Genomic DNA, 521 nt, shown 5'->3' on the forward strand with positions numbered 1-521 from the left:
GGAAGCCTGCGGGGGGAGTGCAGTGGAATGAGCGGCGGACGGGTGAGTAACACGTAAGTAAGCTGCCTCAAGGATTGAGTTGACTCCGAGAAACCGGGGCTCATACCGTACAGTTCAACGTCCCGCATGGTCCGCTGATGAAAGGCGCTTCGGCGTAACCTTGAGAAGGTCTTGCGGTGCATTAGCTAGTTGGTGGGGTAACGGCCCACCAAGGCGACGATGCATAGCCGACCTGAGAGGGTGTTCGGCCACACTGGGACTGAGACACGGCCCAGACTCCTAGGGGAGGCAGCAGTAGGGAATCTTCCACAATGGACGAAAGTCTGATGGAGAAACGCCGCGTGAGTGCTGAAGGTTTTCGGATCGTAAAACTCTGTTGTAAGTGAAGAACACGTACGAGAGGTAATGCTCGTACGTAGACGGTACCTTACGAGAAAGCTACGGCTAACTACGTGCCAGCAGCCGCGGTACTACCTGTATCTTAAATACATCTCCGAGACCAGGAGACCCTTTGGAATCTC

At 54.9% G+C, this 521-nt stretch carries 1 rRNA gene; it reads left to right on the forward strand.

From position 1 onward, the window contains the following. Positions 1 to 481: ribosomal RNA gene (locus ACZGCQ_RS16830) — 16S ribosomal RNA — on the forward strand; the annotation flags it as partial. Positions 482 to 521: the final 40 nt, after the last annotated feature.

The organism is Exiguobacterium sp. HSB13 (assembly GCF_056764755.1).